23 protein-coding genes are annotated in these 24,592 nt (G+C 67.0%); 10 read left to right on the forward strand and 13 right to left on the reverse strand.

All coding sequences use genetic code 11. The annotated features are described in order from the left end of the window. Window positions 1–102: 102 nt before the first annotated feature. Together ACIPXZ_RS05750 and ACIPXZ_RS05755 are read left to right on the forward strand one after the other, a co-directional pair. Window positions 103–999 (forward strand): 3-hydroxyacyl-CoA dehydrogenase NAD-binding domain-containing protein, encoded by an 897-nt coding sequence (locus ACIPXZ_RS05750; protein ID WP_400591251.1) that lies wholly within the window; start codon window positions 103–105, stop codon window positions 997–999. Next, window positions 996–2,486, forward strand: coding sequence for a CoA transferase (locus tag ACIPXZ_RS05755; RefSeq protein WP_400591253.1), 1,491 nt, complete (start codon window positions 996–998; stop codon window positions 2,484–2,486). The genes ACIPXZ_RS05750 and ACIPXZ_RS05755 overlap by 4 nt, the downstream gene beginning before the upstream one ends. A gap of 87 nt (window positions 2,487–2,573) precedes the next feature. Here ACIPXZ_RS05755 and ACIPXZ_RS05760 read toward each other — a convergent pair whose 3' ends face one another. Next, the gene (locus tag ACIPXZ_RS05760) at window positions 2,574–3,155 is read right to left on the reverse strand and encodes a hypothetical protein (protein WP_400591255.1); all 582 of its coding nucleotides are present in this window, start codon (window positions 3,153–3,155) and stop codon (window positions 2,574–2,576) included. Between the two features lie 36 nt (window positions 3,156–3,191). Beyond that, window positions 3,192–4,043 (reverse strand): HNH endonuclease, encoded by an 852-nt coding sequence (locus ACIPXZ_RS05765; protein WP_400591257.1) that lies wholly within the window; start codon window positions 4,041–4,043, stop codon window positions 3,192–3,194. A 178-nt stretch (window positions 4,044–4,221) separates the two neighbouring features. On the opposite strand from ACIPXZ_RS05765, the gene ACIPXZ_RS05770 reads away from it, so the two are divergent. The 5 genes from ACIPXZ_RS05770 (at window position 4,222) to ACIPXZ_RS05790 (ending at window position 9,360) form a co-directional block, all read left to right on the forward strand. After that, complete coding sequence (locus ACIPXZ_RS05770) at window positions 4,222–4,557, forward strand: CHY zinc finger protein (RefSeq protein WP_400591259.1); 336 nt, start codon at window positions 4,222–4,224, stop codon at window positions 4,555–4,557. Between the two features lie 215 nt (window positions 4,558–4,772). Next, complete coding sequence (locus ACIPXZ_RS05775) at window positions 4,773–5,090, forward strand: putative quinol monooxygenase (protein WP_400591261.1); 318 nt, start codon at window positions 4,773–4,775, stop codon at window positions 5,088–5,090. Window positions 5,091–5,315: 225 nt separating this feature from the next. Then, window positions 5,316–7,190, forward strand: a complete 1,875-nt coding sequence (locus ACIPXZ_RS05780; RefSeq protein WP_400591262.1) for a peptidoglycan DD-metalloendopeptidase family protein — start codon at window positions 5,316–5,318, stop codon at window positions 7,188–7,190. 50 nt (window positions 7,191–7,240) lie between these two features. Beyond that, window positions 7,241–8,050 carry a DeoR/GlpR family DNA-binding transcription regulator gene (locus ACIPXZ_RS05785; protein WP_400591264.1) on the forward strand — a complete coding sequence of 270 codons (810 nt, stop codon included), beginning with the start codon at window positions 7,241–7,243 and terminating at the stop codon, window positions 8,048–8,050. A 143-nt stretch (window positions 8,051–8,193) separates the two neighbouring features. After that, window positions 8,194–9,360, forward strand: coding sequence for a hypothetical protein (locus ACIPXZ_RS05790; protein ID WP_400591266.1), 1,167 nt, complete (start codon window positions 8,194–8,196; stop codon window positions 9,358–9,360). Window positions 9,361–9,430: 70 nt separating this feature from the next. Here ACIPXZ_RS05790 and ACIPXZ_RS05795 read toward each other — a convergent pair whose 3' ends face one another. The 8 genes from ACIPXZ_RS05795 to ACIPXZ_RS05830 form a co-directional block, all read right to left on the reverse strand. Continuing rightward, window positions 9,431–10,915, reverse strand: a complete 1,485-nt coding sequence (locus tag ACIPXZ_RS05795; RefSeq protein WP_400591267.1) for an FGGY-family carbohydrate kinase — start codon at window positions 10,913–10,915, stop codon at window positions 9,431–9,433. Then, window positions 10,906–11,955 carry a 2-hydroxyacid dehydrogenase gene (locus ACIPXZ_RS05800; protein WP_400591269.1) on the reverse strand — a complete coding sequence of 350 codons (1,050 nt, stop codon included), beginning with the start codon at window positions 11,953–11,955 and terminating at the stop codon, window positions 10,906–10,908. Before ACIPXZ_RS05800 ends, ACIPXZ_RS05795 begins: the two co-directional genes overlap by 10 nt. 54 nt (window positions 11,956–12,009) lie before the next feature. After that, entirely contained in the window at window positions 12,010–13,005 is a 996-nt protein-coding gene (locus tag ACIPXZ_RS05805; protein WP_400591271.1) for a zinc-dependent alcohol dehydrogenase family protein, read from the reverse strand. After that, window positions 13,002–13,910, reverse strand: a complete 909-nt coding sequence (locus ACIPXZ_RS05810; protein ID WP_400591273.1) for a carbohydrate ABC transporter permease — start codon at window positions 13,908–13,910, stop codon at window positions 13,002–13,004. The genes ACIPXZ_RS05805 and ACIPXZ_RS05810 overlap by 4 nt, the downstream gene beginning before the upstream one ends. Next, on the reverse strand, window positions 13,907–14,857 hold the full coding sequence (locus ACIPXZ_RS05815; protein ID WP_400591926.1) for a carbohydrate ABC transporter permease: 951 nt from the start codon (window positions 14,855–14,857) through the stop codon (window positions 13,907–13,909). The genes ACIPXZ_RS05810 and ACIPXZ_RS05815 overlap by 4 nt, the downstream gene beginning before the upstream one ends. Window positions 14,858–14,939: 82 nt before the next feature. Continuing rightward, complete coding sequence (locus ACIPXZ_RS05820; RefSeq protein WP_400591275.1) at window positions 14,940–16,301, reverse strand: ABC transporter substrate-binding protein; 1,362 nt, start codon at window positions 16,299–16,301, stop codon at window positions 14,940–14,942. 77 nt (window positions 16,302–16,378) lie between these two features. Next, window positions 16,379–17,140, reverse strand: coding sequence for a DeoR/GlpR family DNA-binding transcription regulator (locus ACIPXZ_RS05825; RefSeq protein WP_400591276.1), 762 nt, complete (start codon window positions 17,138–17,140; stop codon window positions 16,379–16,381). 333 nt (window positions 17,141–17,473) lie between these two features. Further along, complete coding sequence (locus ACIPXZ_RS05830; RefSeq protein ID WP_400591278.1) at window positions 17,474–18,235, reverse strand: DeoR/GlpR family DNA-binding transcription regulator; 762 nt, start codon at window positions 18,233–18,235, stop codon at window positions 17,474–17,476. A 206-nt stretch (window positions 18,236–18,441) separates the two neighbouring features. Here ACIPXZ_RS05830 and ACIPXZ_RS05835 point away from each other — a divergent pair, with 206 nt between their 5' ends. Together ACIPXZ_RS05835 and ACIPXZ_RS05840 are read left to right on the forward strand one after the other, a co-directional pair. Next, complete coding sequence (locus ACIPXZ_RS05835) at window positions 18,442–19,092, forward strand: ATP-binding protein (RefSeq protein ID WP_400591280.1); 651 nt, start codon at window positions 18,442–18,444, stop codon at window positions 19,090–19,092. Continuing rightward, entirely contained in the window at window positions 19,089–19,652 is a 564-nt protein-coding gene (locus tag ACIPXZ_RS05840) for a GNAT family N-acetyltransferase (protein WP_400591282.1), read from the forward strand. Before ACIPXZ_RS05835 ends, ACIPXZ_RS05840 begins: the two co-directional genes overlap by 4 nt. Window positions 19,653–19,661: 9 nt before the next feature. Here ACIPXZ_RS05840 and ACIPXZ_RS05845 read toward each other — a convergent pair whose 3' ends face one another. Continuing rightward, complete coding sequence (locus ACIPXZ_RS05845) at window positions 19,662–20,639, reverse strand: 1-phosphofructokinase family hexose kinase (protein WP_400591284.1); 978 nt, start codon at window positions 20,637–20,639, stop codon at window positions 19,662–19,664. Between the two features lie 90 nt (window positions 20,640–20,729). Between ACIPXZ_RS05845 and ACIPXZ_RS05850 the strand changes: the two genes are divergently transcribed. Then, entirely contained in the window at window positions 20,730–21,560 is an 831-nt protein-coding gene (locus tag ACIPXZ_RS05850) for a class II fructose-bisphosphate aldolase (RefSeq protein WP_400591286.1), read from the forward strand. A 99-nt stretch (window positions 21,561–21,659) separates the two neighbouring features. Here the strand turns inward: ACIPXZ_RS05850 and ACIPXZ_RS05855 are convergent, their stop codons facing one another. Further along, the gene (locus ACIPXZ_RS05855) at window positions 21,660–23,072 is read right to left on the reverse strand and encodes a xylulokinase (RefSeq protein ID WP_400591288.1); all 1,413 of its coding nucleotides are present in this window, start codon (window positions 23,070–23,072) and stop codon (window positions 21,660–21,662) included. Beyond that, entirely contained in the window at window positions 23,073–24,590 is a 1,518-nt protein-coding gene (locus ACIPXZ_RS05860) for a mannitol dehydrogenase family protein (RefSeq protein WP_400591290.1), read from the reverse strand. Window positions 24,591–24,592 lie beyond the last annotated feature (2 nt).

The raw sequence follows: 24,592 nt of genomic DNA on the forward strand, positions 1-24,592 counted from the left end.
TGTTCCCTCGGACACATCGTCGCTGATCTATGTTGCATTCTGCAACGCAAGCGTAGAGTGATAACCGGAATACCAAGACTCAAGAGATTCCGGAGGCTCATCATGAAGAACGTCGTGATCATCGGAGCGGGAGTGATCGGACTGTCCTGGGCCCGGCTCTTTGCGGAGAACGGCTGGAACGTCCAGATCAGCGATCCGCGGCCGGACCTCACGGAAGTCGTCGAGCGCGAGCTTCGCGGGGTGAAAGTGCACCTCGTGACGGATCTGCCCACGGCCCTGCGCGAGGCCGATTTCGTGCAGGAAGCCGGCCCGGAGCGCATGGACATCAAGCGGGAGATGTACGCGAACCTCGCCGAGCACACGCGCGACGACGTCATCCTCGCCTCCTCCTCGTCGTCCCTGCTGCCGTCGCTGATCGCCGAGGGCAACCCAGCGGCGCACCGGATCCTCATCGGACACCCCTTCAACCCTCCGGAACTGATGCCCTTGGTCGAGGTGGTTCCCGGACCCGCGACCGAGCAGCGCCATGTGGATCGCGCCGTCGAGCTGTACCGCGAGCTGGGGAAACTCCCCATCGCCCTGAAGCGTGAAATCCCCGGTTTCGTCGGGAACCGCCTGCAGAAGGCCCTCGGGGATCAGGCCCGCTACCTGGTGCAGGAGGGAATCATCTCAGCCGGCGAGCTGGATCAGCTGGTCCGGGCGTCCCTCGGGCTCCGCTGGGCCGTGACCGGACCGTTCGAAAGCAACCACCTGGGCGGCGGGCCGGGCGGCATCCGGCACCTGATGGAGCACGTCGGATCCCAGATGACCTTCGAGATGGGCGAACCCGACCCGGCGAAGACCGGCGAGATCGTCACCCAGGTCGAAGCCGCTTACGGCACCGGCCCGGAAAACTATGAACGGCTGGCCGCCTGGCGCGATGAGACCACGCGCGCCGTCTCCCGTGCCCTGGCAGCGCACGACGGCGGGGCTTCGGCAGGCACGGAGGCTGCGGCATGAGCGCGAATACTCCGGATCTGGATGCCCGGCTCCTGGCCGCACCGGCTGCCGATGACATCTTCAGCCCGCAACAGCACCTGAGCGAACTCCTCGCCACCGTCGGCATGACTCCCCAGGATTCCGGAGGCGAGATCGACTTCATCGGCGCGGATCCGGTCCTTCCGAGCGCCTCGCGACTGGCCGGTGGCACCGGCATCGCCCTGGTGGCGAAGTCCGTGGCGATCGCCAAGCTGTGGCAATTGCGTGGCGGACGAGGTCAGGACATCGCCATGGATCTACGCACCGCGCCGCACCGCCTCTGCCCCTTTTACGACCGCACCTGGGAATTGCTTGGCGGCTATCCGCTCAGCGACCCCGCCCGAGTGGACAACGCCTTCGCCCTGGATGCGTTCTACCAGACCCGGGACGGCCGGTGGGTCCACCCCATGGGGCCCTATCCTCGGCTGCGTAACGACACTGCCGCGCTTTTGGGCGTTCCTGAACGGCGTGAATCCGTGGCCAAGGCGATAGCGGGGTGGGATGCCGCCAGCCTTGAGGAGGCAGGCGAGGCCGCGGGAATCATCATGCCGATGATCCGCACCACGGAGGAACTGATGCAGACCGAGCAGTACCTGAAGGTACTGCGGGACATGCCGCCCGTCGTCGTCGAGAAGATCGGCGACAGCGCACCGGAACCATTTGCGCCGGGCGCCCGCACACCGCTGGACGGAGTGCGGATGCTGGGTCGCGGGCACGTCATCGCCGGCGCCGGAGCCGGGCGAGCGATGGCATTGCACGGCGCCGAAGTGCTGAACGTCTGGGATCCGGCCGAGTACGAGATTCCAGTGCTGTATGCGACATCGAACGTCGGCGTGCGCTCAACCCGGCTGGACCTCAAGAGGGCGGAAGACGCGCAACGCATGCGGGAGTTGCTGAGCCAAGCTGACGTCTTTTATGCGAACAGGCGGCCCGACTACCTGACGCGACGCGGCCTGGACGTCGAAACCGCGGCGTCGTTGCGCCCGGGGATCATCCACGCGACGGTGAGTCTGAACGGCGAGAGCGGTCCATGGGCCAAGCGTGTCGGCTTCGATCAGACCGCAGGTGCGCTGGCGGGTGTGCTCATGCTGGAGGGCGAGAACGGCGTGCCGAGCCTGCCCTCGGTGCCCGTGGTGAACGACTACATCACCTCGTGGTTCCTGCAATTGGGCGTCCTGGAGGCGCTCATGCGTCGGGCCACCGAGGGCGGCTCCTACAAGGTCACGGTCTCGCTCACTCGGACGGCGCTATGGCTGAGGTCCCTGGGTTCGATCGACAAGGCCTATGCTGCGGAGGTTGCCGGTAAAGCACCCGGCCACGAATACCTTGACCCGGAGACTTTCGCGGCCCAGACACCCTTGGGGCTCTACCAGGGAGTGACCGACCAGGTCAGGATGTCCCAGACGCCGGGGTTCTACACGACAACCCTCATGCCGCGAGGCTCGGCTCAGCCGGCGTGGTTGCGATAGCGTGGCGAGTCCCGCGAGAGAGCAGTTGGTGACCCTAAACCGGAGTTTTAAGGGCGCCAACTGTCCCCTCGCGAGGCAGGGCGAGGATTACTTACCCTCGTGGATCTTCGTCAGGGCCGCGGGAACGTACTCGTCGATCTGAGCCAGAGCCTTTTGATAGGCCGGAAGCTCCTTGCCCCAGGCGTCTTCAATGTCCTCCTGCTTTCCGAGCGCGAAGTCGCCGAGGAGGAAGCTCTTGTCGCGGGTGTCCGGCTTGAACGTGACCACCTGGCCGAGGTTCTTGAAGGAGACCGGAAGGATGATCGTGGCGATCTTGGCCTCGTCGTCCGTGAGTTGCGCCGCAACATGCGAAGAAACGTCGATCCCACGCGCTTTGAGAAGTTCGGCAGCGTGCTTCTCCGGCGAGGTGTCCTTGGGGTCCACTTTGATGCCGCGTCCTAGCACCGTGATGTCGGTCCAGCCCTTATCCGCGAGGAACTTCTTAGCGATCTCTTCGGACATGACGCTGCGGCCCGTGTTGCCGGTGTCCAGGAGAACCACCGTCTTGTGGGTCGCCGTTGGGCCGGCCGACGACGACGGCGCGGCAGTGGGAGAACCGCACCCCGAAACGGCGGCAAGGGTGGTTAGAGCAAGCAGCGAGGCTGCGCTTCGGTAAACAAAAGTTTTCACCTGGGCATATTTGCAAGACGCAACATGTGCCACAAGTCACAGGCGGATTGTGACACTCCCTGAGAATTCCACGAAGCGGCGCTGCAACCGCTCCGGGTCAGGTCGCTCCGACGCCCGCCGCGGGACGCGTATGGCGCAACCGTCCATGTCCTGAAGGCCGTGCCTCAGCATCGAACCACCAGATTCCGCGAGCACCTCATCCTTGACCGATACGCGATAGTCCCCGTCGATACCGAGCAAATTGCCGTCATAGGCGGCATGGTGGAGTTTGCACAGAGCGAGTCCATTACTCACCGCCGCGATACTCCCGGGAGCGCCGTCCGGAGTGATATGCGCCGCATCAAGAAGCACCGGTTGCGAGAGCAGGCACACCGCACACCGCGACTCGTACGCGTGCAAGACCAACGAGCGAAACCGCTTCTGATGAAGTCGCGTCTTTATCCATCGCTCGGCGTATCGAGGTCCAGGAACAAGCGATTGGGACATGTCTTGGTACGAGTCGAGGGACTCCTCTAAGCCGAGGTATACGTAGCCTTCATCGGGATCGTCCCGTTCGACGAAAACTGGATATCGAGGCAGATACAGCGCAGGAAGGATCTCTTGGAACAAAATGAGTGGCGTCTCGCTGACTGCCGCCGCCCGAAGCTTTAGATTGCGCCCACTAGTCAGCGGCCGCCCCGGCAGTCGTTCGTACGAATACTTAAGGACTGCACCCCCAACGTCGTCCGCGTAAGGTCCTTTCAACGTAGTGGTGACCGATAGCGTCGCATCGAATCCCGCAGGGTTCCAAATTCCGGTCTGGGCATCCATCAAGGGAATGACGCGTCCCTGATAGACGTACTTGGTCCGCAGAAATTCCCGCCGAAACTCGTAGCCGCCAGCCTCCATCTCCCGACGTTCAAGCCAAGCGAAGATGTCTCGTCGAATCGCTTCTTGCTCCGCTGGATTCCATCGAGCCGGACCCGACAAGCCGTGTTGCCCCGCAACCACAGAATCACCCCCCGACATCCGCCCAGACCTACATTTACTCCAGACTAATCCGATCACCCCGTGGGACCATCGACTCATGCCGGCACAGCACGCCCCGACTCCCCCACCAGTCCTCGGCCCTACCGTCGATGACCAGACCCGCTGCATCCACTACCGCACCCCGGTCGACGTCGTCGCCATCAAGTTCGCCTGCTGCGGCGAGTACTACCCCTGCCACCTCTGCCACGAGGAAACCGCGAGCCATCCCGCCCAGACGTGGCCACGCGACGCGCGCGACGAACACGCCATCCTCTGTGGCGTCTGCAAACACGAACTCACTATCGAGGCCTACCTATCCGCGGACACCTGCCCCAGCTGCGGAGCCCTCTTCAACGAGCGCTGCCGCCTCCACACACACCTCTACTTCGACTGAGACCCCCGAAAGCACAGGCCTGATGCAGTCACATGAAGAAATATGTCCTACATTTGAACATTCTCTTCCCTTAGCCGCTACTCCGCCGATAAACTCACAATCGGCCTCATGGCCAGTCCAGTGACGACGGCGCGTAGTACCCCCCGTTACGCGCCGTCGTCGGATTTAATGGCCAGAGGCAGATCGCCGACACGACACCTCTGGAGGAAAAACCCTTGATCTTCATCACCGCCAAGTTCCCGGTCAAGCCCGAGCACGCCGACAACTGGCCGGAGATCTCCCGCGCCTTCACCGAAGCCACCCGTGCCGAGGAAGGCTGCCTGTTCTACGAATGGTCCCGCTCGCTCAGCGACCCCACCACCTACGTCCTCATCGAGGGCTTCCGTGATGATGAGGCCGGCGGCGCCCACGTGAACTCCGCCCACTTCAAGCAGGCGCAGGAGGAACTCCCGGCCTACCTCTCCCGCACCCCCGACATCGTGAACGTGAAGGTCGACGGCTGGTCCGAACTCGGAGAGCTTGCCGTCCGCTGACCCGGCAAGCCCAGCAGGCCCTCGCGAGACGGCAGTTGTTCACAGTGTTTCCGTTCAACACTGTGAACAACTGCCGTCTCGCGGCATCTTCACAGCGCATCGGGCCACCCGCGGCCACAACAACACCACTCCCGCCACAGACGCCCCACCCGTATCCTTGGTCCCAGGGGAAAACTCGCACGCGCCCTCACCAGCGCGCACCACGCAGGCATGAGAACAGGGACCATGAAAACACGACCGGTTGCGGCGTTCGCCGCCCTCCTTCTCAGCGCGGGTCTCCTGCTCGCCGCCCCGCCAGCCACTCTCGCCGCAACTCCCACCGGCACCGTGGCGGTCAAGACCCAGAAGATGTCCAAGCCGACGCTCAACAGTCCCCAACTGGGCTGGTACAACGCCAAGCAGAACCTCGCCCTCACGTGCTACGCCCGCGGCCAGGCGGTCACCGGTTACTTCAGCCCCTGGCTGCCCAATGGCGGCTTCGACGACCTCTGGTACAAGACGAGCGACGGCGGCTTCGTCGCCGACATCGATATCGACACCAAGTCCAACTCCCCCGTGACGCCCGCCTGCACCGATCCCTTCACCACGGCCCCGAACCCGACGGTGAGCGGAACCGCGGCGGTCGGTCAGACGCTCAGAGCACTGCCGGGCAGCTGGGATCCGGCAGCCACTTTCGGATACCAGTGGCTTCTGGCCGGAACACCTGTCGCAGGGGCCACCGCCCCCACGTGGACGCCGCCGGCGAGCGCCCTCGGCAAAACCGTCTCGGTCCGCGTCACCGGCAGCAAGCCCGGATTCGCCAACGCCACCCGGACCTCCACGGCAACGCCAGCCGTCACCCGCGGCACCCTCATCCCCGGCACACCCGTCATCTCAGGCATCCCCACCCCCGGCCAGACCCTCACCGCGACGCCCGGGACCTGGTCCCCCGCACCGTCCTACAGCTACCAGTGGCGGCGCAACGGGGCGGCCATCCCCGGCGCGAGCGGCACCTCTTACAAAGTCGTGGCGGCCGACACCAACACGGACCTGACCGTCCTCGTCACGGGCAACGCCACCGCCTACAACCCGGCAAGCGCACTCAGCGCTCCGGTCCGCGCCGGAAAACAGTTCGCCGCAGCACCCACACCGACCATCAGCGGAGGGCTCGACGCCGGCTCCCGCCTCACCGCCGTTGTCGGCACATGGTCTCCCGCCCCCGCCCTCGGCTACCAATGGCTGCGTAACGGCACCCCGATCGCCGGGGCGACCGGCACCGCCTACGTCCTGACAGCGGCCGACGCCGGAACCTCCGTGAGCTTCCGGACGACCGCGAGCCTCGCCGGTTACGCGGCGACGTCGCGCACCTCGGCCGCGCTGGCGACCCGGCGCGCCTTCGCACCGTCACCGGTGCCGGTCATCCGCGGATATTTCGCCGCAGGCCAGACCGTCACCGCCCTCGCCGGCACCTGGGGTCCCGGCAACGTGGCGCTCGGCTATCAGTGGCTGCGCAACGGCACCCCGATCCCAGGAGCAACAAACAGCACCTTGGCCCTGAGCAGCGGCCAGATAGGCGCACAGCTCTCAGTGCGTGTCACCGCCACGCAGCCGGGCTTCACGACGGCGGTGCGCACCTCCGCGGCGACGGTGGTCTCGGCGACGACGGCGGGCCTGAAGCCCTACAGACTGCCGTTCCCCAAGGGCCGTTCTTATTCGATCCTGCAAGGCCCTGCGGAGCACGCCAAAGGCATCCTCCCGCAGTACAACAAGGATGCCGTGGACTTCGGGCTCGGCATGGGCTCGCCGGTCTCCGCCTCCGCTTCCGGGCTCGTGGTGTTCAGCGGTACGGCCACTGCCGGGGATGTCGAGGTGCGGATCGATCACGGAAACAACCGCTGCACGCTGTATGCGCATCTGAGCCGGGTTTCGGTGACGGCGGGCACGCCCATCCAGCAAGGTCAGCTCCTCGGCTACTCGGGCCAGAGCGGCATGGCGTCGGCACCCCATCTGCACTGGAACGTGATCTACTGCGACTCCCAGATCAGCCGCGAAGTCCCCGACAGCGTCGAGCTCGGCACAAAGTACACGGTGGGCACCATGGCCACGAGCCAGAACGGCTGACATCACCGACCGGGGCGGTCAGCCCAGCACTCGGTAGGCTGTGATCACACATGGACGAGCGGCAGGAACACATGAGTCTCAGCGGACCAGACGAGCGAGCCGTCTTCGCGGGCGAGCGGCAGCAACGCATCCTCGCCCTGCTCCGGGCCGAGGGGCGCGTGGATACACGGGAGCTCGCGGGGCATTTCGAGGTCAGTCTGGAAAGCATCCGCAAGGACCTCATCCACCTCGAACGCCACGGGCAGCTTCAGCGCGTCCATGGTGGAGCGATCCCCGCCGAGTCCGCCTCCTTCGAGCCTCCGGTCCAGGAGCGCACCGGCCTCTCCCGCGAAAAGACCCGGATCGCAGAGGCAGCGCTGGCGCATCTTCCGGCGGACGGCTCCATCCTGCTCGACGCCGGCTCCACGACGGAGCGCCTGGCGGATCTCGTGCCGAGCGGCCCTTCCTTGACCGTTTTCACGAACACCCTTCCGATCGCCCTGAAGCTGCTGGGCCGACCGAACCTGGAGGTCTTCACCCTGGGCGGCCGGGTCCGCAGCCGAACCCTTGCGGAGGTGGACGAGTGGGCTCTGCGTTCACTGGCCGCCCTGAACGCCGACGTCGCGTTCCTCGGAACCAATGGCCTGCACCCTGAGCGGGGGCTCACCACGCCCGATGCCGCGGAGGCCCAGGTCAAGCGAGCCATGCTCAGCAGCGCCTGCAAGCGGGTCCTGCTCAGCGACCACAGCAAGATCGGTTCGGTGAGCACCGTCCAGCATGCGACACTCGAAGACATCGACCTTCTCATCACGGACAGCGGCATCACCAAGAGCCAGCTGGACGAGCTCCGCTCCGCGGGCCTCGCCGTCGAAGTGGTCTGAGGCCATAGGCGAGGATCCCCGCACCGTCAATGGGGACTTCAACCCCCGGTTTTCCGGTCCCTGAGTGCTGCCCATCCCGGGCCGATGACCTACGATGTTGGCAGGGGATAATACAGTCGTTTGCCTATCGCTCGGAGGCCATCATGTCGAACACCACACCTTCCTCGGGTCAGGAACCTGAGCGCGGGAAGCCTGGAGAGCAGCCGGGCAGTACGCCCCAGCCGCCGTATCCCGGGCAGGGTTCGTACGGCACTCCTCCGCCCGGTGCACCCCAGTTCGGCGGGAACCAGTACGGCGGAGGCCAGCAGGGCGGCGGCCAATACGGAACACCGCAGTACGGCACCCCTGGGTACGGAGCGCCTGGGTACGGAGCGCCGGGCAACCCGTTCACGCCGGCTCCCACCGGGCCGAAGGGCCTGGCGATCGCCGCTCTGGTCTGCGGCATCATCGCGTTCGCGACGGCGTGGATCCCGGTCATCAACATCGTCGCCCTCATCGCCGGCCTCATCGCCATCGTGCTCGGCATCGTGTCCTTGGCCAAGAAGTTCAACGGCAAGGTCATGGCGGGCATCGGCATGGGGCTCGGAGTCCTGGGCCTCCTGGGTGCACTCCTGATGATCACCATTTTCGCGGCGCTGACCTCCACCGTTCCGAGGGCTCCGCTCGGTTCAGACCCCCTCAAGTCCTACAACGAGGAGCGGAACAAGGAGGTCTCCGTCAAATACGTGGTGACCACCACCGGGGCGGCGGACGCCCGCTACTCGACGCCCACAGGCTCTTCGGATGTCACCGTCAGCAAGGACTTCACCAAGGAGTTCACGGCCAAGGCCAGTGACAGCTTCAGGGTCTCGGCGAACTCCGCAGACTACAAAGATGCGAATGTCAAGATCAGCTGCGAGATCATCATCGATGGCCAGTCCGTCTCGAAGGAGACCGGCGAGGGCAAGAGCGCGAGCAGCAGTTGCTACTACTACAAGTCGTTCTCCCGATACTCGACTCCTAAGCCCTCCAAGGACGTCACCGTGGAGTTCAAGGTCACCGCGAACGGCAAGGCCGACGTCGATTCCCGCTGGTCCGCCAGCGGCGGGTCCGGCAGCAGCAGCCGCGCCCTTGAGGTGAACAAGGACACCACCACCACGGTCCAGGCCAAGAGCGACGGCTCGCTCAGCCTGAATGTGCGAGGTCGCGACAGCGAGACCCCCAACCCAAGCTTCGGCTGCGAAATCCTCGTGGACGGCAAGTCCGTGTCCAAGCAGGAGAGCACGTCAGTCTACGGCTCGGCCCGGTGCACCTACCGACCCGAGGACTGAGACCCATCGAGTGCTGAGAAATAGTCCATCAGGAACCCTGTCGGACGATTTCTCAGCACACAAGACCCGCTCAACCCAGCAAGCCCAGGAATTCCTGGTACCGCTCCTCAAGGACTGATCCCCAGTGGTGTTGCGGCTCATGGCGGCGGACCACCGTGACCGCGGTCGCGACGGCCTCCCTCAGACCCGAATAAGCCCCCACCCCGATCGCCGCAAGCAGCGCCGCTCCCCGCGCCCCGGCCTCGGTGGAGTCCGTGACCTCGACCGGGACGCCCAGCACATCGGAGAGCAGCTGCGTCCACGGCTCGCTCTTCGCCCCACCGCCGCACAACCGCGCAGCCCCGGAGAAGGAGAACGCCGAGCGAAGCGCGTCCACATGCCAGCGGTGCTGATGCACCACACCCTCCAGGACCGCACGGAACACGTCGTGGCGGTCATGACTGCCACGCAACCCGCTCAGCCGCGCACCGTCGGCCCCGTGCCCCAGCGGTGCCCCGTACAGATACGGCAGGAAATGCGGAGCGTCCCGGTACGCCTGCGGATCCAGCAGCCGGGCCGACTCGATCACTTCCGGGTAGTCGGCCCCGCCACCCCAGTTCCGCATGGCCCATTCGAAGTTCGAGGCGCTGCTCGGCGACGTCGACATGTGCAGCCAGCGGCCGGGTTCCAGGAACGTCCGTGCCTGCCAGCGAGGATCGCTCACCGGGCGGTCCCACACCAGCTGATTGATGCTGAAGGTGCCCATCACCAGACTCAGCGAACCCACCTCGATGGCACCGATGCCGAGGGCCGCGGCATCCACATCGTGGGCGCCGGTCACCACGGGCGTTCCTTCTGCGAGTCCCGTCTCCTCCGCGGCGGCCCGCGTCACGTGACCGGCGACGGCGGAACTCGGCACGAGCGGCGGCAGCAGCCTCCGGTGATGTTGGAGGTCGTAGATCCGCAGCGCCTCATCGGACCACCGCTGATCGTGCAGATTCGTGAAGGAGGCACTGGCCTCGGACGGGTCGGTGGCCACCTCCCCGGTCAGCTTCAGCCGCAGCCAGTCCTTGCAGAACAAGTACCAGCGGCTGCGCTCCAGCGTCTCCGGCTCGTTCCGTCCCAGCCAGCTCAGCAGGGACGACGGGCTGTACGGGGCGGGCACCTGGCCGGTCTCAGCCAGCGCCTCCTCACCCCGGGCGCCCTCGCCCAGCTCGGCCGCCTCGGCCACGGCGCGCGCATCCGTGGCGAGGATCGCAGCGCGCGTGGGCTCGCCGTCGTCGTCCACCAGATAGGCGCCGTCGTTGTGGCCGCAGAGACCCACTCCGGCCACCTGCGCACCGACGACGCCGGCCTGCACCAGACACTCACGGATCGCGGCCGCGGCGGCCCTCCACAGCTCGTGAGGGTCGCGCTCCTGCCAGGAAGCCCGCGGCGAGGAGGTCGCGACCGACGCCGCCCCGCGCGCCACCTGACGCCCCTCCTCAGTGAAGAGGACCGCCTTGGTGAAGGTCTGGCCCGCATCCAGCCCCAGGAAGTACCGCTCGGTCCGTTGGCCCCCGGCGCTCAACGCCATCCGAGCTCCCGGGCGTTGAGCGCGCGAGGCACCCTGCCGGTCTCCGCGAACTCCGCGATGGCCTCGACCACCAGGCGTGCGGACATGGCGTTGGTGTCCTCGGTATCGCCGCCGAAGTGCGTGGTGATGGTGACGTTGTCCAGGGCACGGAAGCGGTCGTCCACGGCGAGCGGCTCCTCGTCGAAGACGTCCAGACCCGCGCCGGAGATGCGGCCCTCCGCGAGCGCCGCATACAAAGCGTCGTAGTCCACCAGGCGGCTGCGTGAGACGTTGATGAAGTAGGCGTTCGGCTTCATGAGGGCGAACTGGGCCGCCCCCACGAAGCGTTCCGTCTCCGGGGTCAGACGGGCCTGGACGAGGACGAAATCGCTCTCCCGGAAGACGTCGTCCAGCGTTTCGGCGCGTTCGACGCCGGACGAGGCCAGCGCGTCATCGCTCGCATAGGGGTCGAAGGCGAGCAACCGCGGACGGAAACCGGAGATCCGCTCGCTGAAGATGCGGCCCACATGCCCGAACCCGACCATGCCGACGGTGCGCCCATGGATCTCGATCCGTGCCCCCGGGAAGTCCTTCCGCCACGCGCCGGATTTCACTGAGGCGTCCGCCCGGGCGATGTTGCGGGCTTCCGCGAGCATGAGCCCGATCTGAAGCTCGGCCACGGCACCGGCGTTGCGTCCGAGCGCCTGCACGACGCCGATGCCGCGCCGGGTGGCCTCCTCGACATCGACATTCTCCACCCCGGTGCGCGCCACCGAGATCAGCTTGAGTCTGGGTGCGGCATCAAGCAGTTCGCGGGTGACAGGGGCGAAGTGGAAGGCGATCGCCTCCGCCTCGGCGATGTTCTCCAGCATCTCGACGGGCGTCCCGACCGAGTTCGGGCCTTCGTGCTCCATGACTGTCTGGAGCGCGTGCTGTTCGGCCTTCTCGCCCGCCCAGTCGATGTAGCGGGGCTCCAGCCCGGTGCCTTCGAGGCACGTGGCGTAGCTCTGCGTGGGGATGAACTTGTCCCCGACCACGAGGACGGTCTTCAGATGCGGCATGGTGAGTGTGTCCTTTATACGCTGATGATTCAGAGGTTAGGGGGTCCGGAAGCTTCAGAGCCCTGGGAGGACGAGGGTTTTCCGGCCCTGTCCTGAAGCGAACAAGGCCATGGCCTCCGGTGCGCGCTCCAGGGGGAAGCGGTGGCTGATGAAGACCTCCGGAGGGATGATCCCGGTGGCGAAGAGATCCGCGGCCCGCTCGAAGCTGTTCAGAACGGCCATGGATCCCAGGATGCGGATCTCCTCGTGGTAGACCCGGAAGGGATCGAACTCGACACGAACGCCTTCCGGCGGCACCCCGAACTGGAGGTACGTGCCGCCCCGGGCCACCCGGCCGAGAGCGTCCACGATGGCTTTCGGGCTGCCCGTGGCATCGATGACCACGTCCCAGCCCTGCGGCCTGTCGAACTCATCGGCGCCCGCCGCGACGCCGGTGGCGCCCAGGAGGCCGACAGTGGCGAGACGCTCCGGATTGAGGTCCACCAGGCGTACGCTCGCAGCACCGGCCCGTTTGGCCACCTGCAGCAGCATCAGCCCCATGGTCCCGGCACCGTAGATGAGCACGTGGGAGGCCACCTTCAGGCTCAGCACGTCGAAGGCGTGGATCACGCAGGACAGCGGCTCGATCAGGGCGGCGTCCTCCAGGGCCACGTGCTCCGGAAGCTTCACGGCCAGCCTCGCGGGGACCCGCAGGTATTCGGCCATGGCTCCGGCCTCGCTGACGCCCAAGGCGCGGAGCTCATCGCACAGATTGCCCCGGCCCGCCCGGCAGGACGGGCACGCACGGCACGGCATATTGGGGTCCGCCGTCACCCGGTCCCCCACCTTGAACCCGGTGGCCCCGGCGCCGACAGCCACCACTTCCCCGGCGAACTCGTGCCCGGGGATCAGCGGCAGGGACTTCGCATAGCCACCGCCCAGGATGTGCAGGTCCGTGCCGCAGATCCCGGCCGAGGCGACCTTGAGGACCAGATCGCCGGGCCCAGGAGTGGGGTCGGGGACGTCCAGAACCTCCACCGTCCCGGGTTCGGTGATGAGTGCCGCCCTCATTTCACGGCCCCGAGCGAGAGGCCCTGGACCAGCTTGTCCTGAGCGGCGAAGCCTGCGATCAGCACCGGCAATGAGATCACGACGGCGGCCGCGCACACCTGGGAGAGGAACAGGCCCTGGCTGGTGACGAACCCGGTGAGGAAGACCGGGCTGGTGCCCGCCCTCACCCCCGTGAGAACGCGGGCCAGCAGGAGTTCGTTCCAGGAGAAGATGAAACAGATCAGGCTCGTGGCCGCAATCCCGGGCATCGCCACCGGCGCCACCACCTTGCGCAGCACCATGACCAGATTGGCGCCGTCGAGCTGCGCCGCTTCCAGCATCTCCACCGGTACCTCCGCGAGGAAGGAACGCATCATCCACACCGCGATGGGCAGGTTCATGGAGGTGTACATGAAGATCAGGAACCAGACGTTGTCCAGCATCCCGGTGCTCTTGGCGAAGATGTACAGCGGCAGCACGGCCGCCACCACGGGCATCATCTTGGTGGAAAGGAAGAAGAACAGGACGTCGGTCCACTTCTTCACCGGTTTGATGGCCAGGGCGTAAGCCGCCGGAATCGCCAGGAGCAGGACGAGGACCGTGGAGAACACGCTCGCCATGGCGGAGTTGATCAGCGGGGGCCACGGGTTCACGCCGGAGCCGGAACCGAAGAACTGGCTGAAGGAATCGAGGGTCAACGGCGCGAGGACCGACGGCGGGTTCGTGGCGGCGTCCTGTTCGCTGTGGAACGCGGTCAGGATCATCCAGAGCACGGGCAAGGCGAGGAACAAGGCCAGAACCCACGCCACGATGCCGGCGGCGGTGTTGTTGCGGGTGGGGTCCAGGCGCGACTTACGACGACGGCGGGCCGGCACGGTGTGCGCGGTGCCGGCGGGTGCGGCGCTGCTTGGTGCGGTGCTGCTCATCGGGCTGCCTCCTTCTTGAAGAGCGTGAACACGGAACGCAAGGCGAAGGTCGCCACGATGATGCTGCCGATCACGACGATGACGCCCGCGGCCGAGGCGGTCCCGTACTCATTGGCGAAATAGAAGGTCTGATAGACGGCGTACGGCAGGTTCGCGGTGCCGAGACCTCCGGAGGTGAGCGTGAACACGGCGTCGAAGTTCTGGACGATGTAGATGGCGCCGAGGAGGCCGCCGAGCTCCAGGTACTGACGCAGATGGGGCAGGGTGATGTAGCGGAAGACCTGCCAGCCGGTGGCTCCATCCATCTGGGCGGCTTCCATCACGTCGGCCGGGCGGGACTGCAGACCGGCGAGCAGGATGAGCATCATGAAAGGCGTCCACTGCCAGACCAGGGACATGATGACGGCCAGCAGCGGGTGGGTGGTGAGCAGATCCAGCTGGGGCGGATCTGGGTTGCCGGTGAGCTGTCCGATCCAGGTCAGCACACCGTTGATGAGGCCGTAACCCGGGTTGAGGATGGCGTGCTTCCACACCAGGGCCGCGGCGACGGGAACCACCAGGAAGGGTGCGATCAGCAGCGTCCTGGCCAGCCCCCGGCCCAGGAACTTCTGATTCAGCAGCAAGGCCAGGCACAGGCCGATCACGAGGCAGGCCAGCACGACCGACACCGTCAGAACGATGGTGACCAGGATGGCCTGCCGGAAGTCGCCGTCGCTGAGGACCTCCACGTAGTTCTTCAGCCCGGCGAACCCGACTTCGCCGGGCTTGAGGGCGTTCCAGTTCATGAAGGAGATCACGATCGTCACGACGAACGGGATCTGGGTGGTGAGGATGACGAAGATGAGGGCCGGAAGGAGCGGCGCGCGGCGGGCCCAGGCGGCTGCCCGGTCTCGCGCGGTCGGCTTGGGCGACGGCGCCCGTCCGAGGCGGCGCCCGGTCACCGGCATGGCGGTGGTGGTCATGATGGTCTCCTGGGGTGCGGGGTACCCGGCCTGTCAGGACGGGTACCCCGCGAGTGGGTTGGGAGCGTTACTTCTTGTACTTCTGGGCGACCTTCTCGGCCGCCTGCTGGCCCTTGTCCAGCGCTTCGTCAACGGTGGTCTGACCCGCGATCGCTGAGCTGACACCCTGCGAGACGGTGGTGCCGAGATCCGCGAACTCGGGGATGCCGACGAACTGGATACCCACGGTGGGCCGAGGCTGCACTCCCGGGTTCTTCGGGTCGGCGTTCAAGATGGCTTCCTTCTCCGCGGCGAAGAACGGGGCCGCCTTCTGGAACTCGGGGTTCTCGTAGGTGGAGCTGCGCTTGCCGGACGGCACCTTGGCCCAGCCGAGCTGCTTGGCCACCAGTTCCTCGTACTTCTTGGAGCTCGCCCAGGCGATGAACTTACCGGCGGCGTCCTGCTTCTTCGACGCCGCCTGCACGCCCCAGGACCAGGTCCAGAGCCAGCCGGAGTGCTTGGTCTGCTTCACCGGGGCCTGGACGTACCCGATCTTGCCCTTCACCGGCGAGGAGCTTGCCTCCAGGGAGCCGCCGGCCGACGACGCGTCGTACCACATGGCCACTTTGCCCTGGACCATGTTGTTCAGGCATTCGGTGAAACCTGCCTGCGCGGCGCCCGCTTCTCCGTGGGCTTTGACCAGGTTCACATAAAAGTTCGTGGCGTCCTTGAAGCCCTGGCCATTGACCTGTGCGTTCCAGTCTTTGTCGAACCAGGTGCCGCCGAAGGTGTTCACCACCGTGGTCAGCGGCGCGAACACCTGACCCCAGCCCGGCTGGCCGCGCAGGCAGATGCCCTTCATACCGGGCTGCGCGCCGTCGGCCTTCGCCGCAAGGTCCGCCACCTGATCCCAGGTGGGATTCGCCGGCACGGTCAGTCCCTTGGCCGCAAAGACGTCCTTGCGGTACATCAGCAGGGACGATTCCCCGTAGAACGGTTCGCCGTACAGCTTGCCGTCCTTGCCGGTCAGGGACGTCGTGTAGGCGGGCAGGATGTCCTTCTGGTCGAAGGAGGCGTCCTTCGCCACCGTGTCATCCAGGGGCGCCAGCCAGTGGTTGTCGGAGTAGAACGGGATCTCGTAGTTGGAGAGCGAAGCCACATCGTACTGACCTGCCTGGCTGGAGAACTCCTGGCTGATCTTGGCCCGGACGTCGTTCTCCGGCATCACCGTGAAGTTGACCTTGATACCGGTCTCCTTGGTGAAGTTGTCCGCAGTGAGCTTCTGCAGATCCAGCATCTGAGGGTTGTTGACCATGAGCACATTGATGCTGTTGGCATCCCCTCCGGCGTCCCCGCCGCCTGCGCCGGAGCAGGCGGACAGGGCCGTGGTGGCCAGGGCGAGTACGGCGAGCGACGCCGCGATGCGTCGATTCTTCGTGAGTGTGAGCACGTGATTTTCTTTCTTCCGGGCCGTTTCAGGCAAGGGTGTAGTGAGGCGAGGGGTCGTGAGGGTGCCGAGCCGACGGGTCAGACCTGGGTGATCTGGACTCCGAGCCGGCGGAAAGGCTGAAGGTGGGACTCCGGCACGGTCTTCTCGGTGATCACCGCGTCGAGGTCATGAAGATCTGCGAACTTGATGCTGGAATCCACCCCGAATTTGGATTCGTCGGCGAGCAGAAGGGTCCGGCGGCTTGACCGCACCGCCGATGACTTGACCGCGGCGACCGACGAGTCCGGACAGGTGAGCCCGTGTTTGCCGGTGGCGCCGTTGGTGCCCACCACGGCCAGGTCGAGGACCAGACGCCCGAGCATGTCCGTGGCCCAGTGATCCACCGCGCCGAGCGTGTTCGGGCGGACTCTTCCGCCGAGGATGATGACATCGAGGTTGGGGCGGGTCGCCAGCTGACTCGCCACGGGAAGGGAACTGGTCACCACCAGCATCGGCCGGTTGGGCCGGAGCTGAGCAGCGTAGGCGGCGGCAGTGGAGCCCTCGTCGATGAAGACTGATTCCACCTCGTCGGTGTGTTCGAGTGCCGCCTGAGCGATTCTGGCCTTGGCCTCCGGGTGCGAGGACCCCCTTGCCAGAAGGGTGCTTTCAAAACCGAGCTTCTCGACGGGGATGGCCCCACCGTGCACCCGGCGGATGAGCCCCCGTTTCTCCAGGACGTTGAGATCCCGTCGGACTGTCTCAACGGCCACACCCAGCTGTCCCGCGATCTCCGGGACTTCGAGCCGGCCCTCGGCACGGGCCGTCTCGATGATCCATCGATGACGTTCCACTGGATACATGACTGCCCGTCTCTTAGAGTTTCCGCCCGAAGCTGACTGCTTGACTGGGATCGATTGTGGCATCCGCCACACCCATCGCGATACGCCCAGGTGAAACGGGCATCGCCCGGACGGTCTTCGGGCGAATACGGTCATTCGGCCATCCGAATGAACCGGTCGATGACCGACGGTCCGGTCCGTTCGTCCAGCTGTTCATGCTTCGCTGCTCCTGTCGAGAGGATGTGAGGACAGCACGATTATGAGCAGGAGACGAACCGCTGACGGCGCCCGTTTGGGCTAGGAATCATGACCACTTCGTGACCGATTGACGACGGCGGCCACCCGCCGTCGTCGTCAGACCCGATGAACGCGGGGGCCGAGCGCCTCATATCGCTGGGCTTCATGGGCCGAGAAGGCCCCGTCGGTGACGATGGCCTCGAAATCCGGAACCGTGGCGAACCGGCAGAAACTGGTGACCCCGAACTTCGTGTGCGTGCCCACCAGGATCCGGCGACGGGACTGCCGGACGGCTTCCTGCTTGACCGCCGCAACGGCAGGGTCCGGCGTCGTCAGGCCGTGCTCCCGGGAGATGCCGTTGGCACCCAGGAATGCGACGTCGATCTGAAGCTCACCGAGCATCCGGAGCGCCCAATGATCCACCGTGGCGAGCGTGCGTCCTCGCATCCGGCCGCCTAGCAGCAGAACGGTCACTCCTGGGCTGCGGGAGAGCGCCTGGGCCGCCGGAAGCGACGCCGTGACGACCGTCAGGCGAGCCTCGGACGCGAGTTCCTCCGCGATCAGCCGCGGGGTGAACCCTTCGTCGAGAAAGACGGTTTCCGCACCCTGGAGCATCGCGGCAGCCGCTGACGCGATCCGTCGTTTCTCCCCGACGTGGGCGGTGGCCCGGTACCCGGCGTCGGACTCGAAGCCCGCGGTCTCCACCGCCACGGCGCCGCCGTGCACACGCCGCAGGACACCGCGGTCGACCAGTACGCGCAGATCCCGGCGGATCGTCTCCGCCGCAGCTCCGAGGCCCTGGCCCAGGGAGACCACGTCCACCTGCCCTTGTGCCCGGGCCAGATCCAGAATCCTCGACTGCCGTTCCTGCGCATCCATCCGACCATTGTGCCGCCCGATCGGTCACAGCGGGAGGCCCTCCCTTCCCAAGGCGGGGTCACTTAGGGCCCAATCCGGTGCCTGAATTGGGCCCTAAGTGACCCCGCCTTGGGAAAACGGAAGGAGCCGGCGAACGGTTGCCTTCCCCGGGAGCGGCCCATAGGCTCGCCGAAGACACCTGTCCGAACGAACAGCGGAAGAACTCCATGACACAGGACGCGGCGGCACGGGACCCAGAGCCACAGGACGAGGCGCCACAAGACAGAAAGCACTGGACCGCCACCACGCACGACTGGACTGAAGACCTCGACGTCGAGCATCTCCACACCATCCAGCGGGCGGCGGACGTGTACGGCCGAGGCGGCCGGCGGCACCAGATCCTCGAAATCGCCGCCTATGCGAACGACGAGGCCGAATCCCAAGGACGCCGCGGAATGCTCCTGGTACGCAGCTGGCCGAACGGATGGGTCTCGGTGGCCGACGACGGACGTGGCACGGACACCCGGACTGACGGGAACGGGCAGGTCATCCGGAAGCCCGTCATGGCCACCAAGGACCTCCGTTTCTTCGACGACCAGGACCCGCCGCTGCTTCCCGACGGTCTGCCACGACGCGGGATGTCGACCGTTGCGGCGTTCAGCTCGCTGTTGATCCACGAGAACCACCGGGCCGAGGGGTCCTGGGTGCAGCGCTATCGCCAGGGGATTCCCGAGGCCGAGCTGCGGGAGATGGCCGGACGCGAGACGAGCGGCACCACCGTGGCGTTCTTCTCCGAAGCGGGCGAGCCCTTCGATCTCACCGACGAGGATCTGGAGGCCTTCGCCTGGCTCACGATCCGGCATTCCCGGGAACCATGAGCGAGGGGGACCCGGCGGGTGGGGCCCATGTCCCGGGACAAGGTTCTCCCGGGACGCTCGAGACGGCGCGGCTCATCTTGCGGCCGTGGCGCGTGACGGATGCCTTCGTCTCGCGTCGGCTGTGGACTGAGCGGGATCCACGTGTCCCCGCGCACCGTCGCATCGACGCCGAAGGACACCCCACCGTGGAAGACCTCGAAGACTGGGTCCGTCGCTATGAGCACAGCCCGCACCCCGGGCTGCTGGTCGCGGAATTGAGAAATTCCGGCCAGGTCATCGGATACTGCGGGCTGACCCCCACCGATCACGGGCTGCCGGAGGAACCCGAGCTCGCCTTCGAGTTCCTCCGCTCCGTCTGGCGTCAGGGTTTCGCCACGGAGGCCGCCACGGCGGTCCTCGAGTACGCGCGGGCCGAGGGGCACACGCGGTTCTGGGCCACGGTCTGGGACTGGAACATCGCCTCACGCCGTGTGCTCGCGAAACTCGGCTTCGTCGAAACCGGTGACGTGGAGCCGCGCAGCGTCCACGGCCGGACGCTCCTCACCGTGGCGTCGTTCTGAGCCGGGGTTTCACGGCTGGGCAGGCTCGGAGAGCTCCAGCCCCGCTTCCGGCTCGGCGGTCACCGTGATCCGTTCGCGGAGGGCGGGGTCGACGTCGAACAGCGTCGTCGCGTGTCCCACCGCGGAGGAGGCGTAGAGGATCGCCGAGGCCAGGCACTCGGCCGGCGCGGCTCCGCCGGCGCGCGCCGCCAGGAACCCTGCCAGCGAGGCGTCCCCGGCGCCGACCGTGTTCAGCACGCTCACTGCCGAGGCCTTCCCGTGCAGGGCACACTCCGCGTCCACGTACACCATGCCGTCAGCCCCCAGGCTCGCCAGGACGGCTCCCGCGCCGCGGCCCAGCAGCTCCCGCGCGGCGGACACGACATCGCCCACCGTGGCGAGCGGACGTCCGGTCTCCGCAGCGAGTTCGTGCACGTTCGGCTTCACCAGGCCGGGCCCCGCAGGCAATGCCCGCCTGAGCACCTCCCCTGAAGCGTCCACGACGACGGCCGCCCCCAGCTCCCGTCCGAGGCCCACGAGAGCGGGGTGGAACCATTCCGGGGTTCCGGGCGGAAGACTGCCGCACAGCGCCAGGGTGACGACACCGTCATGCCTCTCGAGGGCCCCGACGAGCGCGGAGCGGACCGCGTCCAGCAGGCGCTGCGCGAGCTCTTCGCCCAGCGGGGCTCCTTGTTCGTTGATCTTCGTTCCGGAATGCCCGGGCACGCGCAAGGTGATGTTCGTGCGCACCTCGGCCCCGCTGGGCACGGCGAGCGCAGCGACTCCCATGGCCGCCAGTTGCTCCGCCATGAAGACGCCGGTTCCCCCACCGGCGGGGAAGAGCGCCAAGGTCCGGACACCGTTGCGCTGCAAAGCCACGGAGACGTTGATCCCCTTGCCACTGGCCTCCCGGGTGCTGGAGCTGGCGACATTGACGGCGTCGAAGGCGAAGTCGTCGGTGGTGACGGTCCAGTCGACGGCCGGGTTCGGGGTGACGGTGAGGATCATGGTGTTCCTTCGGCAAAGGGTTGTATTTGCTTGGATTTAACCCAATACTATTGGAAATAACTTCTCCGCCCAAGACCCTGAGAGTCCCGAATGCCCCTCGTCACCACCGCCGAACTCGTCGCCGACGCGCAAGCCCGCCAGGCCGCCGTCGTCGCCTTCAACGTCATCACCCTCGAACACGCCCAGGGGATCCTGGCCGGTGCCGAACGCGCCGGCCGGCCCGTCATCCTGCAGCTGAGCCAGAACGCGGTGACGTACCACGGCTCCCCCACCGCCATCGCGGCGGCCATCACGGCCGCGGCCCGCGAATCCGGGGCTGACGCCTCGCTCCACCTGGACCACATCACCGACGTCGACCTGCTCCAGCGGGCCGCAGCACTGGGCGCCAGCTCCGCCATGTACGACGGCGCGCACCTGCCGTTCACGGAGAACGTCGCCCAGACCCGCGCCATGGTGGAGTGGGGTGCGGCGCACGGCGTCTGGATCGAGGCGGAACTGGGCGAGATCGGCGGCAAGGACGGGGCCCACGCACCCGGTGTCCGCACCGACCCCAGCGAGGCCCGCCGGTTCGTGGACGACACCGGAGTGGCGGCGCTGGCCGTCGCGGTCGGTTCCTCGCACGCCATGACCGAACAGACCGCGGCCCTGGATCGGGCCCTCATCCGGAGCCTCGCCGCCGTTGTTCCGGTACCGCTCGTGCTGCACGGCTCCTCGGGAGTGCCCGACGAAGAACTGCGCCGGGCCGTGGCGAGCGGGATGGTGAAGATCAACGTCGGCACAGCGCTCAACGTCGCCTTCACCGGCGCGGTCCGCAGCGCCCTGGACGCGAACCCCGCCCTGACGGACCCGCGCAAGTATTCCGCCCCGGCCCGCACGGCCGTCGCCGTCGCCGTCGAACACGTTCTGAACGTCCTCGCCTGAGGCGCCTCCCACTCCCCTGCTCGCGAGATGCCAGTTGAGCACAGTCCCGGAGCTTGGGACTGTGCTCAACTGGCATCTCGCGAGCCGAGGCAGGGCATCTCAGCCCAGATACCCTGCGGACCAGTGCCGGAAAGCGCTCAAGGCCACGCCGTCTCCCAGTGTCTGCGGGACCAGGTGCCCCTCCTGCCGCCAGCTCGGAAACTCGCCCTTCAGGACACCCGCCGCCTGGAGCGCCGCGCCCCGGGCCACATACTCGTCCGGGGCCGGCACCAGGACCGGCAGCCCGAAGATGTCAGCGGCCACGGCGCGGGCGGTCGCGGCCTGACTGCCTCCGCCCACCAGGATCACGCGCCGAGCCTTGGCCCCTTGGGCTTCGAGGGCATCGAGCCCCAGCGCCAAGGAGGCGATGACCCCCTCGAAGCCGGCACGGGCCACATTCCCCGGCGTGAAGTTGTCCAAGGTCATCCCGTGCAGGCCACCCTTGGCGTGCGGCAGATTCGGGGTCCGCTCTCCCTCGAAGTACGGAACCATCGTCAACCCGCCGGCCCCGGGCCGGGCCGCGCTCGCCAAGGCGTCGAGCCCTTCCAGGGAGACGCCCAGGACCGTCGCGGTCGCGTCGAACACCCGGGCCGCGTTGAGCGTGCAGACCAGCGGCAGGAAGTGCCCTGCGGCATCGGCGAAACCGGCGACCACACCGGACGGGTCATGCCCGGGCTCAGGCGAGACCGCGAAAATGGTCCCGGAGGTTCCGAGCGAGACCACCACGTCTCCCAGCTGCGCACCCACACCCAGGGCCGCCGCCGCGTTGTCCCCGGCGCCCGGCCCCAGAAGCTGCCCCGAGGGCAGGCGCCCCGCGGCTTCCAATGGCCCGAGCACGCGCGGCAGGACGACGTCGTGCCCCAGGATGTCCCGCACCACCTCCGGAAGGTACGCATCGCGAACGGCGGAGAAGTACCCGGTCCCCGAAGCGTCCGAACGGTCCGTGACGAGGGACCCGAAGTCGGCCTTGCCGGGGCCGTATCCGGCCAGACGCCATTGCAGCCAATCGTGGGGCAGGCACACCGCGGCGACTTTTCGGGCATTGGCGGGCTCATTCGCTGCGAGCCAATGCAGTTTGGACACGGTGAGTGAGGCGACCGGGACCGTCCCGGTGGCCTGTGCCCAGTGTTCCCGGCCCAGTTCCGGGGTGGGGCCGGCCGCGGCCACGAGCCGTTCCGCGTCCGGGGCGGAGCGGATGTCGTTCCAGAGCAGCGCGGGCCTGATCACCTCGCCTCGCTCATCCAGGCAGACCATGCCATGCTGCTGCCCTGCGATCGAGACGGCGGCCACGTCATCCAGACCGCCTGCCTGCCGCAAGGCCTCCTGCAGCGCATCCCACCAGCGTTCGGGGTCCACTTCCGTGCCCTGCGGATGACGCGCCCAGCCGCGGCGGAGCAGTTCACCGCTGTCGGCGTCCCGGATCGTGACCTTGCAGGACTGGGTGGAGGTGTCGATCCCCGCGACGAGTGCCACTCAGGCCTCCCCGCCCACCAGGCCGGCCACGGTGGCAGCGGCTCCTCGGGTGTGCAGGCCGGTCAAAGCCTCCAGGTACGGTGCGGTGAAGCGCGCATCGTCCGCGAGGTCGCCGAACAGCTCGCGCTGCGCCACGAACACCAGCGGTTCCTCCCGTTGACGGCCGGCGGCGGCCATCAGCTCTTCCTTCAGGCGGTCGACGACGGCGATCGGCTCGCCCGCCTCGTCCACGCCCTCGGCGTAGCGCGCCCAGGAGGCGACGACGGCGGCACTGCGGAACACCTCGCGCGGCTCCCCGGCGTCGTCGGCTGCGAGGTTCTCGCGGATCACCGGGAGCAGCCACTTGGGGATCCGGTCGGAGCTCTCGGCGCACAGCCGCGCCAGGGTGTCTCTGATGTGTTCGTTGGAGAAGCGCTCGATCAGCTGGCTTCGGTAGGCCGGGAGATCCACGCCGGGCACCGCTCGAAGCGTGGGAGTCGCCTCATGCTCCATGTAGTCGAGCAGGAGTCTGGCGATCTCCGGATCCTGGGCCGCCTCGTGCGCGAAGCGGTGGCCTGCGAGGTAGCCGAAGTAGGCCATGGCCTGGTGACTGGCATTCAGCAGCCGGAGCTTCATGAGTTCGTAAGGCTCCACATCCGGCACCAGCTGGACCCCGGCGTCCTGATACGGCGGACGCCCCGGCCCGTCGTCGGAGTGGACGAAGTGGTCCTCCAGGACCCATTGGGTGAACGGTTCGCAGACCACGGGCCAGGAATCCTCGTAACCGTAGTCCGCCGCGACATCCGCCCGGTCCTTCGCCGTGGTGACGGGCGTGATGCGGTCCACCATGGAATTCGGGAACGGCACCTCATCTTCGATCCAGGCCGCGAGTTCGGCGTCCTTGAGGCGAGCGAACGCCGTGAACATCTTGCGGGCCACGTCACCGTTGCCTTGGATGTTGTCGCAGGACATGATCGTGAACGGCGGCACTCGGCGGGCACGACGGCGGGCCAGCGCCTCCGTGACCAAGCCGAACACCGTGCCGGGGATGGCGCCTTCGGCGAGGTCGGCGACGACCGCCGGGGCGGCGTCGTCGAACTCTCCCGTGACGTGGTGGAAGTTGTAGCCGCCCTCGGTGATCGTCAGCGAGACGATCCGGGTCCGGGGTGAAGCCAGTTTCTCCAGGACCGCCTCGGGACTGTCCCGCGCGAAGAGGTACTCGATGAGGGAACCGACGACGCGCGGGCTGCGGCTGCCGTCAGCGTGTTTGACCACCACGGTGTAGAGACAGTCCTGGGCGTCCATGGCCTCCTTCATGGCGCGGTCCTGCGGCAGGACACCGACTCCGCAGATGCCCCAGTCGAGCGCCTTTCCCTGGTTCATGAGCTCGTCCAGATAGACGGCCTGATGGGCCCGGTGAAAGCCGCCGACACCGAAGTGCACGATTCCCGTCGTGACGGCCGCGCGGTCATAGCGCGGGAGGCCGACGGCACTGCCGGGACGCAGCCCGGCGAGCACGGCCGAGGAGAGCTGAGGCATGG

Source organism: Arthrobacter sp. NPDC090010 (genome assembly GCF_044748305.1).
In the GTDB taxonomy this organism is placed as follows: Bacteria; Actinomycetota; Actinomycetes; order Actinomycetales; family Micrococcaceae; genus Arthrobacter_E.

Coding starts and splice junctions, on each gene's coding strand:
- ACIPXZ_RS05750 (WP_400591251.1), top strand. CDS start 103: ATGAAGAACGTCGTGATCATCGGAGCGGGAGTGATCGGACTGTCCTGG.
- ACIPXZ_RS05755 (WP_400591253.1), top strand. CDS start 996: ATGAGCGCGAATACTCCGGATCTGGATGCCCGGCTCCTGGCCGCACCG.
- ACIPXZ_RS05765 (WP_400591257.1), bottom strand. CDS start 4,043: ATGGAGGCTGGCGGCTACGAGTTTCGGCGGGAATTTCTGCGGACCAAG.
- ACIPXZ_RS05770 (WP_400591259.1), top strand. CDS start 4,222: ATGCCGGCACAGCACGCCCCGACTCCCCCACCAGTCCTCGGCCCTACC.
- ACIPXZ_RS05780 (WP_400591262.1), top strand. CDS start 5,316: ATGAAAACACGACCGGTTGCGGCGTTCGCCGCCCTCCTTCTCAGCGCG.
- ACIPXZ_RS05785 (WP_400591264.1), top strand. CDS start 7,241: ATGGACGAGCGGCAGGAACACATGAGTCTCAGCGGACCAGACGAGCGA.
- ACIPXZ_RS05790 (WP_400591266.1), top strand. CDS start 8,194: ATGTCGAACACCACACCTTCCTCGGGTCAGGAACCTGAGCGCGGGAAG.
- ACIPXZ_RS05795 (WP_400591267.1), bottom strand. CDS start 10,915: ATGGCGTTGAGCGCCGGGGGCCAACGGACCGAGCGGTACTTCCTGGGG.
- ACIPXZ_RS05800 (WP_400591269.1), bottom strand. CDS start 11,955: ATGCCGCATCTGAAGACCGTCCTCGTGGTCGGGGACAAGTTCATCCCC.
- ACIPXZ_RS05805 (WP_400591271.1), bottom strand. CDS start 13,005: ATGAGGGCGGCACTCATCACCGAACCCGGGACGGTGGAGGTTCTGGAC.
- ACIPXZ_RS05810 (WP_400591273.1), bottom strand. CDS start 13,910: ATGAGCAGCACCGCACCAAGCAGCGCCGCACCCGCCGGCACCGCGCAC.
- ACIPXZ_RS05815 (WP_400591926.1), bottom strand. CDS start 14,857: ATGCCGGTGACCGGGCGCCGCCTCGGACGGGCGCCGTCGCCCAAGCCG.
- ACIPXZ_RS05825 (WP_400591276.1), bottom strand. CDS start 17,140: ATGTATCCAGTGGAACGTCATCGATGGATCATCGAGACGGCCCGTGCC.
- ACIPXZ_RS05830 (WP_400591278.1), bottom strand. CDS start 18,235: ATGGATGCGCAGGAACGGCAGTCGAGGATTCTGGATCTGGCCCGGGCA.
- ACIPXZ_RS05835 (WP_400591280.1), top strand. CDS start 18,442: ATGACACAGGACGCGGCGGCACGGGACCCAGAGCCACAGGACGAGGCG.
- ACIPXZ_RS05840 (WP_400591282.1), top strand. CDS start 19,089: ATGAGCGAGGGGGACCCGGCGGGTGGGGCCCATGTCCCGGGACAAGGT.
- ACIPXZ_RS05845 (WP_400591284.1), bottom strand. CDS start 20,639: ATGATCCTCACCGTCACCCCGAACCCGGCCGTCGACTGGACCGTCACC.
- ACIPXZ_RS05850 (WP_400591286.1), top strand. CDS start 20,730: ATGCCCCTCGTCACCACCGCCGAACTCGTCGCCGACGCGCAAGCCCGC.
- ACIPXZ_RS05860 (WP_400591290.1), bottom strand. CDS start 24,590: ATGCCTCAGCTCTCCTCGGCCGTGCTCGCCGGGCTGCGTCCCGGCAGT.